At 40.6% G+C, this 11,270-nt stretch carries 9 protein-coding genes and 1 pseudogene; all 10 read right to left on the bottom strand.

Features of this window, described 5'->3' with window-relative positions; genetic code table 11:
* Positions 1–311: 311 nt before the first annotated feature.
* On the bottom strand, positions 312–842 hold the full coding sequence (locus EFT72_RS18650) for a PTS glucose transporter subunit IIA (RefSeq protein ID WP_124068422.1): 531 nt from the start codon (positions 840–842) through the stop codon (positions 312–314).
* 17 nt (positions 843–859) lie between these two features.
* Positions 860–2,662, bottom strand: a complete 1,803-nt coding sequence (gene uidA / locus EFT72_RS18645) for a beta-glucuronidase (RefSeq protein WP_124068421.1) — start codon at positions 2,660–2,662, stop codon at positions 860–862.
* Between the two features lie 47 nt (positions 2,663–2,709).
* Positions 2,710–4,083: a PTS transporter subunit EIIC gene (locus EFT72_RS18640; protein ID WP_124068420.1), complete on the bottom strand. Its 1,374-nt coding sequence runs from the start codon at positions 4,081–4,083 to the stop codon at positions 2,710–2,712.
* Positions 4,084–4,187: 104 nt separating this feature from the next.
* Positions 4,188–5,027, bottom strand: coding sequence for a PRD domain-containing protein (locus EFT72_RS18635; RefSeq protein ID WP_124068419.1), 840 nt, complete (start codon positions 5,025–5,027; stop codon positions 4,188–4,190).
* Positions 5,028–5,269: 242 nt separating this feature from the next.
* Complete coding sequence (locus EFT72_RS18630; protein ID WP_124068418.1) at positions 5,270–6,406, bottom strand: DUF2264 domain-containing protein; 1,137 nt, start codon at positions 6,404–6,406, stop codon at positions 5,270–5,272.
* 19 nt (positions 6,407–6,425) lie between these two features.
* Complete coding sequence (locus tag EFT72_RS18625) at positions 6,426–7,559, bottom strand: glycoside hydrolase family 88 protein (RefSeq protein WP_124068417.1); 1,134 nt, start codon at positions 7,557–7,559, stop codon at positions 6,426–6,428.
* Between the two features lie 161 nt (positions 7,560–7,720).
* Positions 7,721–8,086, bottom strand: a pseudogene (locus EFT72_RS18620) (family 1 glycosylhydrolase); the annotation flags it as partial.
* A 142-nt stretch (positions 8,087–8,228) separates the two neighbouring features.
* Positions 8,229–9,086 (bottom strand): AraC family transcriptional regulator, encoded by an 858-nt coding sequence (locus tag EFT72_RS18610; RefSeq protein ID WP_124068416.1) that lies wholly within the window; start codon positions 9,084–9,086, stop codon positions 8,229–8,231.
* Positions 9,087–9,175: 89 nt separating this feature from the next.
* Positions 9,176–9,469: a hypothetical protein gene (locus EFT72_RS18605; protein WP_124068415.1), complete on the bottom strand. Its 294-nt coding sequence runs from the start codon at positions 9,467–9,469 to the stop codon at positions 9,176–9,178.
* A gap of 170 nt (positions 9,470–9,639) precedes the next feature.
* The gene (locus tag EFT72_RS18600; RefSeq protein ID WP_279222012.1) at positions 9,640–11,052 is read right to left on the bottom strand and encodes a glycoside hydrolase family 1 protein; all 1,413 of its coding nucleotides are present in this window, start codon (positions 11,050–11,052) and stop codon (positions 9,640–9,642) included.
* Between the last annotated feature and the right edge of the window lie 218 nt (positions 11,053–11,270).

The following is an 11,270-nucleotide window of genomic DNA, read 5'->3' as shown; positions in this document are numbered from 1 at the left end:
TTTCGAATAGCTGTTTCGTTTTTCTCCGCATACTTCTATGTGTTTTGCGTATGATTTCAGACGTTCCAGGTAACCTTGCATTTCCTGATATTGACGCTGTTCCATACTTTTGCGGTGTCCGATTCCCTTTTGTATCCTTTCTTTACAAAATATTTTGATAGGTCGATGTAATCCATCACCTCACAGAAAGTGTATACCGGATCAGAAATATCAATTAATTTTTAATATCCAATGGTAATTTCAACTGACGTGGAGTATAATTACCATTGGTGTTGTTAGTTATTCGCATAATTAATTATACCAAAAAATGTTTACTGAAAATTAAATAGCATTTCCAGCGGTTCAACCGCGCCTGTATGAGGCTGACTCATGGTTCCTAGTAAAGCAGCATTTGGCACAAGTACCATCGTGGTTGTATGATAGCCTTTCTCTTTAATCTTAGCACAGTCGAATTCTACCAGCAGTTCCCCTGCTTTCACATGATCTCCCTGCTTTACAACAGCATGAAACCCCTCTCCTTCCATCTGCACGGTATCGATCCCGATATGAAGTAATAGCTCCATTCCGTCTTCGGTCTTCATACCAATTGCATGCCCAGTTGGAAATACAGATACGATTTCTCCATCCACTGGAGCATAAAGTTTTCCTTCCTCTGGTTCTATCCCCACACCTGGCCCCATCACTTCTTCTGCAAACACAGGATCGCTTACCTCGGAAAGCGGGATTACAGTTCCTTTTAAGGGGCTATAAACTGTTTTTGGCTCACAGGTTATACTCTTAACTACAGGAGTATCTAATTCTTTTTTCTCTTTATTACCAAATAAATTATCTAAAATTCCCATTCTGTTCAGTCCTTTACTTAGTCCAAAGATTCCCAACGGTTCTTTAATAGAAAAGCAGCACTTTTGGGTTGCCTTACCCGATTGAAAATTCCTTTTTTATTACCATTCACACGCATGATCCCCTCTGTTGTCTGGAAATCAGCGAAGTTCCAAACCAATTCACCCTGTACAAAATCGAACTGGTCAAATATTTCAAAATTCATATCCAAATATTCGTTCTGATACTCCTGGCTCCACATAATACTTGGAAGTTTATGTTCTGCTGCCATGGTATCCGTACCAAACTCAGTGAATACAAACGGAATATTCAAATTTTTATCTTTCCACTTATTCATCTCAATTAAGAACGCTTCCCTTGCATCAACAAGTTCCGGTCCTCCTTTGATATACCACCCGTAATACCGGTTCAAACAGATAAAATCACAAAGCTGGTAACACTGGCAGATTTCCGGCTGGCTGTTTTTCTCAAACGCTCCGGTCAACGGACGTTTCTGGGGATCCAATCCCCTTGCAGCATCAAAAATCTTGGTAAAATACTCTTTTGACTCTTGGCTGGTCGTTTCCGGTTCATTAAACAAACTCCAGGAAATTACACTGGGATGGTTTTTATCCCTCACAATCATCTCTTCCACTGCCTGAAGGTGAGCCTTTAACAGATTGGGCACGGTAGGAGTTTCAAAAAATCTGGTAAACTTACCTGTTCCTGCATCTGCAAAGTTTCTGGTAGATCGCATCATACCCACTGCGGGAACCTCATCAATGATCAAAAAGCCTTCTTCATCTGCAAACTGATACCACTCTTCAGCATAAGGATAATGGCTGGTCCGAAAGCAATTGGCACCAATCCATTTCATACATTCAAAATCTCTCTTTAAAACACCCCAGTTGAATCCACGGCCAATCACTTCAAAATCTTCATGTTTTCCAAATCCTTTCAGATAAACAGCCTTGCCGTTAATCTGAATTTCTTTTCCTTCAATTTTGACAGTACGGATACCGATTTTAGAAGAATATTCGTCAATCAGCGTTTCCTCATCCCAGATACGCATGACCGCTTGATAAAGATAGGCTTTGCCTACGTTCCACAAATTGGCTTTGGGAACGACAACACTTCCCTGGGTGCCTATGCTTCTAGCCACCTGCTGTTTTTCTGCATCATATAATTCAAAGGAAACCTTATGATTTCCATTTGTCCTGATCTGATAATGGACAACCGCATCTTCTCCATCTAATTCATAATTCACACTAAAATCTTCGATGGATTCCTTTGGCTTTGAAACGAGCCATACGCTTCTCTGAATTCCGGAATAATTAAAAAAATCAAAATAAGGCTTAGCCAGTTTTCTTCCATCACTGAGCACTGTGGTTGCACCGCAGGGAAGACTCTCTTCATTTAATTCGTTATTGGCTTTTACGATAAATGTATTTACTTCACCAAATCTTACATAATCCGTTACGGTGGCAACTACCGGCAAAAATCCGCCCTCATGAGCTGCTAACAGATTGCCATTGCAATAAACAGCGGCACGGTGGGTAATGCTTCCGAAACGGATTTCCAACTCCTGTTTCTTCCAATCTTCTGGAACAAATACTTCTGTCTCATACCAGAAATCTCCGCAGAAATCCCTCTCTTCTTTTGTTGTAAAGAAATCCGAAAAGCTGGCGGGAACCGGCATGGAGATGGGGTCTGGCAGCTTATGCTGCCAGCCCTCCTGCAGTCCTTTTTCCTCCGGATCAAACCGGAATTTCCACATACCATCCAGCGAATGCGCCATTCTTGCCTGGTTGCTGCATGGATACAATTCTGAAAAATTCAGCATCTTTCACTCTCCTGTTATCTTTTTATATTGTCAATTTCAGTCATCTTTTATTGTACATCATTTTTATACGTAAAGAAATAAGTTACCACAAATACCATCACAAAAGAGAACGTAATTGATATAACGATAGCTGGACCTGCCATCGCATAAAGGGCCGGAATCGTTAAAAGGTTGACTGGAACCTGAGCCGTGCGGACACAACCTGCAACAGCTGCAATAATACCACTGAGTCCGTTAATTACAGCCATGCCAATGAATATTTTACGGTTTTTCATTAAAACACCGTAGATACCTGGTTCCGTTACACCACCAATCAGGGCTGAGATGGAAGCGGAACCGGATACTAACTTCATGTCTTTATTTCTTGTTTTTAAGAATACTGCCAGACATGCTGCCGCAATACCAAAGTTTGCACCAAATGTGGCCGGTGCGATGTAATCGTAACCTAATACGGAATAATTATTTAAAATAATAGGCAAAAATCCCCAGTGTAAACCAAATACGATAAACACTGGCCATAACGCACCCAAAGCAAATCCTGCAATTGCTGGAGAAAAAGCAAATACCGCCTGAATACCTCCGGCAAGCCCTTTACTTACGATATCTGTAACCGGTCCGATCACAATCAAAGCGAGAGGGAAAACAATTGCAAAATCCACCAACGAAACTACAATACTCTGCAGAAGCTTAGGAATTACTTTCGTCAGCACTTTTTCCAATTTTGACTGCGCATAAACAGTTATGAGTATGGGCAGTACAGAACTTGGATAGCTGATCAATTTTACAGGAATTGAGAAAAATGTAACAACGGCTTCCTTATCGCCGAAAAGAGCCGTCATGGAAGGATAACACATGGCACAGGCAATCGCCATAGAGATAAATGCTTTTGCGCCAAATTTCTGAGCTGCACAATATGCCAGAAATACAGGCAGGAAATAGAAGATTCCGTCTGATGCTGCATAAAGTATCGTATAAGTGGTAGACGTTTTATCAAGCAGGGACAAAGTCGTAAATAATACCAAAAAACCTTTTAAAAGTCCTGCCCCGACAAATGCTCCCATAAACGGCATAAAGATACCGGAAATAAGATCTGTCATTTTTTCAACAATACCGCTCTTATTGCTGCCAGCGTTGTCTGCTTGTACGGGCGCGCTCTGACCCTGGTCTCCAATTGAAGTACTCAGTAGAATCTGGTCATAAACATCTTCAACGTCACTTCCGATAACAACCTGATACTGACCGGCTGCCTGCATTACCTTAATGACCCCCTGCATATTTTTAAGTATTTCTGTGTCTGCTTTGCTTTCGTCTTTCAATTTAAAACGAAGACGTGTGATACAATGAGTTAAGGAATTAATATTTTCTTCCCCACCAACATGTTCTACAATATCTTTGGCTAATTTCGAATAATCTGCCATCATGATACCTCCCTAATAATTTTTTTTATCAAAAAAGCCTGGTTATACTCTATAGACTAAGAGCATAACCAGGCTTTGCTGAACTAAATCATAACACTGCCCAAAAGTTAACTATTTTTTAATTGTGACAAATGAACTGCAAGATATACTAACTCATCGTGTCCTGCTTTGTAATGATATTTATCTTCAATGTATTTACATACCTTCTGGCTGCAACGGTATTCATCGGGATAATTTCGCAGTAACTCTTCTAACATGCGTGCTCCACCATGTTCTTTATAATAGTACTTTTTCATGACACGCTGTGCAAAAAATTTCAAATGAGTCATATATCGATAATAGGGAAGCGAATCTTCCTCTACCCGAAAATTCAGTTCTGACATAATCAGATCATTTAATTCACTCACCATTACAATCATTTTTTTCGCATTTCCACTTATCTGATTATGCCGTGCTGTTACAAAATGCATGGCTACAAATCCTGCCTCATCATTGGAAAGGCGGTACCCGAATTTAGACTCCAGCAAGTCCAGCATCTTTTGTCCAACCTTATATTCATCCGGATAAAACCGTATAATATCATGAAGAATTGTATTGGGTACAACAAACCCTTGCTGATAATTTTCCACCGCATGATAAATATGATCTACGAGGGAAATATGAATGGTCTCATTGAGAGTCATATCAAAAACCTGAACTGCAAAATCAATCACATCTTCTGCCACCATAATATATTCCTGTGGCACGGTATCTAATATTTCCCGAAACTGACTTTTATGATTTTTGTCTTTCAGAATAAACTGCTTTTCCACCCGCTCCTGATCGATGGCATCACCGATACGGCTTTTAAATCCAAGACCGCTTCCAAGCAGCAGGACATCCTGCCCATTTTCATCGTTTGAAATCACAGCATTCGTATTTAATATCTGCTTAATCATCATTTTCATAAAAGTTTCCTCGATTTCAATGTATAAAACGTACTACTGTTACTGATCAATTAAAAACAAAAAAAACAAGCATGCACCAAATAAATCGGATGCAGACTTGCCTAATTCAATAGTAACACTCCTGTAAACTCCTTAAAGCTTATCACAGGAAGACTATAAAGGCAATCGGTATTTTGACCAATATTATTCAGTACATTTTGTACACTTTTACAGAAATTATTCATTCGTCACGATTGATATTTTTATATTTTAATCGCTTTGTCTGCAGACATATTCTCTCCGGAGTATAGTTTTTGTGAGGTCCACGGCTCATCCTCGTCTGTCCAGAACTCTTCCTCCGGTTGCAGGCCTAAAACCAGAAATACCACCGTACATAAATACAAACTGCCTGTATTGATATATCGTTCTCCTAAATCCGGCTGATAGCCGCAGACTCCGGTTTTTAACCATCCGTTTTCATCAAAAATACAAGGTCCCTCCATAATCCGTTTGATAACCGCCGTCATCGCACTGCGTACCTGCGCAGGGATAAGTTCCTCCGGAAGCCTGTGACACAGGGCCATCTGTGATAACGTCTGAAATGCGCCAAACCGATAGCAGACAGAACGTCCTACGATTGGGTACGTCCCTTCCGGAGAAATCATCCGCTCCAGTATTGCCGCATACCGTTGGGAACGCTGCCAGACTACAGGCTGCATTTCATATTCCATATCTTTAAAACAATTCATAATATCTAACAGCATCGGCTGGATGACAAAGCTGTTATAATAATCAAAACAAAATGCTTCCCCGTCTCCGTAAAGCCCATCTCCTTTATACCAGCTTAACATCCGGCTGACATGGTTCTGAATCCGTTCCTTGTCATAATCACCACCCAGTAGATATAGACCGGTTTCCACCATGGCACTGAATAAGACCCAGTTATTGTTTAAAGGCTCTATTTTTCTAGAAATCATCAGACACCGGATCAGCTGATCCTTCGTTTTGTCCTCCATACTGTGGACCAGACTTTTGGGTGCTCTTACCAGTGCACTGCATAAAAACGCCGCATCCACCAGGGGCTGTCTTTCTTCTTCTCCGCCGCCGAATATCATATAATCGTTGGCTTTTGGGTTGGTTGCATTGGCCAGTGCCTGATGAAAAAGCATCCGGCAGTTCTCCTGCAGCTTTCGTTCTTCTCCCTTAAGGTTTTCTAATTCCAACCATGGACTGATCCCGCAGGCAGTGCGTCCAAAGGCCTCCAGCAATGCATTCTTATGACACTTTGGATTTGTGTTTGGCAAGCACTCCTTTAAAGTGTCATTGGCCAGATTCTCAAGGACCGGAAGAGCGATTTTAAGCATTGTATCCAGCCAGTATGATCTTATATCTGTTCTCATCAGTATCCGTTCCTTTCCTTTACCAAATAAATAATTCTTTGTCGGCTAATTTAAGAATTGCCTCTATAAAATAATAATCAGCATAGATCATGGGGAAATTGTGCCTCGTATCATGATACGCCGCAGAACAGTTTTCCAAAAGGTTGTCAATGTCAGGGCTAAAGCTGCAGCGTTTTTCATAAAGCGCCTTCAGCAGACGAATGGCTGCATCTAAATAAACATGCTTTTCTGCTTCTTTTACATATCTGGAGAGTTCAATCATTCCGCTGGCTGCACAAGCTGCCGCAGTGGAATCTTCCCAGCTGCAAGTTTCCGGCTGCATGAAATCCACCGGTATCAGATTGCTTTCTGGAATATTGGCAATAAAATAATTTGCAATAATCTTAGCCGTATTCAAATAGGATTCATTTTGTGTATGCACATAACTTAGCACAAACCCATAAATTCCCCAGGACTGGCCTCTTGTCCAGGAGGATCCGTCTTCATATCCCTGACCTCCACGTGATTTAATCATTTCCCCGGTTTCTGGATTAAATTCAACAATATGATTGACCGACCCATCCGGTCTCACAAAATAGGTTTGAGCCATATCTGCATGGTTAACCGCTATGTGCCGGAATCTGGGATCTTTGGTCTCTTCCCAGGCCCAGTATAGCAGCGGCAGATTCATCATGCAGTCAATAATTGCCCAGCCTAGGTGTTTTTCTCCTCCCCATTCGTTCCATGCACGAAGGAAATGTCCGGCAGGATTGTAGCGCCCTGCTAATAATTCTGCGGCTAAAAGGCCTCTGCTTTTAGACTCCTGACTTCCTGTTATACGGTAATTGGCCACTGCCGAGGGCAGCCATTTAAATCCATTATCGTGATCCAGTTTTTCCGGCATCAGAAAATTCTTATCCATCTTCTCTTCTGTTCTCACTGCGATCTCTTTAAACCGTTCCTCCCCAGATAGATGATACATCTGCCACATGATTCCAGCCCAGAAACCATTGGTCCACCAGTAAATCTTCTCATCGGTATAATCATTAAAAATACCGTTCTTTGCAGTATAAGGTATTTTATCTTGATTGCGTTCTGCAACGGAAACCATTTTTATTTTTATTTTTTCAAGAGTCTCCTCTATCCACAATTGCTGATTCTCTGATCGTTTCATTCGTTCTCCTTTCTGTTGATATAAAAAAAAGCTTACACCAAAAAACAGATGCAGACTTATATTATTTAATCGTAACACTCCTGTGAACTATTTTCATAGTAGCACAGGAGTGTTCTGAAAAACAACCAGTATTTTGGCTGATGTAAAACATTTTATTCGTTTTACAGATTTTCCCCATTGGATGCGATCACATTTTTATACCATTCAAACGATTTCTTCTTATATCTATTCAGCGTACCTATCCCATCATCGTTTCGGTCCACGTAAATAAATCCATATCGTTTCTTTAATTCCGCTGTTGAAGCACTGACTAAATCAATGCACCCCCAGCTGGTATATCCCATAACAGGAACTCCATCTTCTATGGCTTCCCTGACCTGGATTAAATGATCTCTTAAATAGTTGATCCGGTAATCATCAAGGACAGTCTTTGTTCCATCCGGCTGTGTTACCAGCTCATCAATCGCTCCCAGCCCATTTTCTACAATAAACAACCCTGTTTCATATCGGCGAGGAAGTACTGAAAAGCATGAAAACCCTTGACCAACCATATCTCCAGTGCTGCTGCGCCAAAGGCAAATATAGATGGTACCGGAGGCTTTGCTGGTTCTGTTGGAGGAGGCGGTTTTTCAGGTGGAGGCGGGGGCGGCAACCGTTATATATATGAATTTACTCTTTTTTAACCGGAATCCATATCTCAAACCTGAAATCGTCTGCACCTCTGTTCCCCTGATTTGGAAAGCATTCAATATCCACAGTCTCAGCGTACTGGTATCCAGAGGTTGGCAGCCACTCACTAAAAATCCGTTTCCAGGCATCTTCCACAGCACGATTCACCGGACCCTCAATCTCAAAAACAGCCCAGGTCGATTCCCTGATTATAAAGCAGTCCATGCCCTCTGGTGGCTCTTTCTCAGTAACACATGCAATGGTATAATCTACATCCTCCTCACTTTTCACATCAATGAAACCATGAACTCCTTTCGGATCACCATCAGATAAAGCAAGTAACTCTTCATAGGTCCCATTTCCAAACACTTCCCTCCAGAATTTGTCCACAGCCCCCGGATCATCCTCCGGTGCATGAAAATGCTTTTTCATACCCACAATTTTAAATGCTTCCTTTTTCTTAATCCTGTAATTCATCTCAGTATCTCCTTTCAACGAAATATGAAAGGAGATACGAGGATAAGCTTTTAAAGACTTCCCAGCTTTGCGTGTAGCAGAGGGAATAACTCCATGAACATTTTGAAATGCCCGGGAAAAAGAATCCGGGGATTCATAGCCATATTTAACAGCAAGGTCAATGACTTTAACATTGCTGTTTAGCAATTCAAACGCAGCTAATGTCATTCGTCTCCGCCGTATATATTCTGACAAGTGTATGTCAGCAATATACGAAAACATTCGTTGAAAACAGCTCATTGAGCAACAAGCCAGCTTTGCCACCGTGGAGTAATCAATTTCTCCATCCAAATTGCTTTCAATATAGTCAAGAGCATGATTCATTTCTTTTAAATAGTCCATCCTGCCTCCTTTCTGAGATAAGTATAACAGGACCGCTTTACATACACCCGATTAATCGCGACTGTTATAGTCGGAATCAGATACCCAATCTATACAAGAGGATACATTATCATTATCCCCTTTTCAGTAAATCTCCAATTGTTTAACTTCCATACTTCCACCCATTGATGATTTCCACTTGCTATCTTATTGGCAGATACATACTGATTTACTTTCATCCAGCTAGATACCAGTTGACTGAGACTTGTATCATACGTCAGATATTTTCCGCCTTTAAATATCTTTTCCTGAATCAGATCATCCTGAAATGCAAAATCTGAATCAAGTGCAATCATGATTTCAAACCAGAAATCTTTTACTTTTGCAAATCTATGATCGTACATATATATTTTGCATTTACTGCAATCAAGTTTATTCTTCTATGCCCAGTTAAGCATTACTTTCCAGACATTATGGGTAATCGTAACACTCCCGTGAACTATTTTCATAGTAGCACAGGAGTGTTCTGAAAAACAAGCAGTATTTTAGCTAATGTAAAACATTTTATACATTTTTACAGATTTTCCCCATTGGATGCGATCACATTTTTATACCATTCAAACGATTTCTTCTTATATCTATTCAGCGTACCTGTCCCATCATCGTTTCGGTCCACGTAAATAAATCCATATCGTTTCTTTAATTCCGCTGTTGAAGCACTGACTAAATCAATGCACCCCCAGCTGGTATATCCCATAACAGGAACTCCATCTTCTATGGCTTCCCTGACCTGGATTAAATGATCTCTTAAATAGTTGATCCGGTAATCATCAAGGACAGTCTTTGTTCCATCCGGCTGTGTTACCAGCTCATCAATCGCTCCCAGCCCATTTTCTACAATAAACAAGGGTTTCTGCCACCGGTCATAAAATTGATTCAGTACAAAGCGAATTCCCTGAGGGTCAATTGCCCACCCCCATTCACTTTTCTTCAGATACGGATTTGTGACCCCGCCCATGAGATTCCCTTCCCCTGCCTGAGTCTTGGTATGGTCAGCTGCTTCGCATACACTCATGTAATAGCTGAATGATACGAAATCCACCGTGTGATTCTTAAGCAGTTCTTCATCGCCATCCACCATTTTTATCTGAATATCATTCTCTTTAAAATAACGTTTCATATACCCAGGATACTGGCCCCTCACATGCATATCCCCAAAAAATGTATTCATATGATCAGCTTTCATGGTTGCAATCACATCATCCGGGTTAGAAGTCAGAGCGTACGTTGGCATACTTAAGATCATACACCCGATTTTACTGTCAGGCATCAGTTCATGGCCAATTTTTGTTGCCAGGGCACTGGCTACCAGTTCGTGATGAACTGCCTGATAAAGATCCTGTTTCTTTAACTGGCTCTTATCCGTATAAATTCCACCGCTTAAAAATGGTTCATGGAGCACAGAGTTAATCTCGTTAAAGGTCAGCCAGTATTTCACTTTTTTCCCATAACGCTTGAAAATAGTTCTGACATAACGCTCGTAGAAGCTTATCATCTCCCTGTTAATCCAGCCATCATATTTGACAGATAAGTTTAACGGTGTCTCATAATGGGAAATGGTTACGAGAGGCTCAATTCCATATTTTAATAGTTCATCAAATAAATCATCGTAAAACTGAAGTCCCTTTTCATTGGGTTCTTTCTCATCCCCATTTGGAAATATACGGCTCCAGGCAATTGAGGTACGGAATACCTTAAATCCCATTTCCGCAAAAAGTTTTATATCGTCCTTATAACGATGATAAAAATCAATTCCCATCAGCTTCATATTATCCGGCGTCGGTTCCTTTGTCACAGGTCCTTTAATTCCGTGAGGTGTCACATCCTGAGTGCTTAACCCCTTACCGTCTTCGTTATATGCTCCTTCACACTGGTTCGCAGCCACCGCTCCTCCCCACAAGAATCCATCTGAAAATTTCATAGTAATTTAGTCCTCCTTTTGTTATTATTAAGATGTCGATTATAATAACAGATTTTTATTAAATAAACAACCCAATTAAAAAATTGTAGTATTTTTATATGATTCATTTATGATAATGTCCTAGTGTATCACAAATGATTATGTCCCAATTAGTAGTTCATATATTATAATAGAACCTCATGACTTAGAAATGAGGTGGACACAATCAGAAAGGTATTACTAAC

Origin of the sequence: Clostridium sp. E02 (assembly GCF_003833015.1) — a bacterium.
GTDB lineage: Bacteria > Bacillota > Clostridia > Lachnospirales > Lachnospiraceae > Lacrimispora.
Note: the sequence above shows the minus strand (reverse complement) of the source record. Positions and strands in the feature narration are given on the sequence as shown.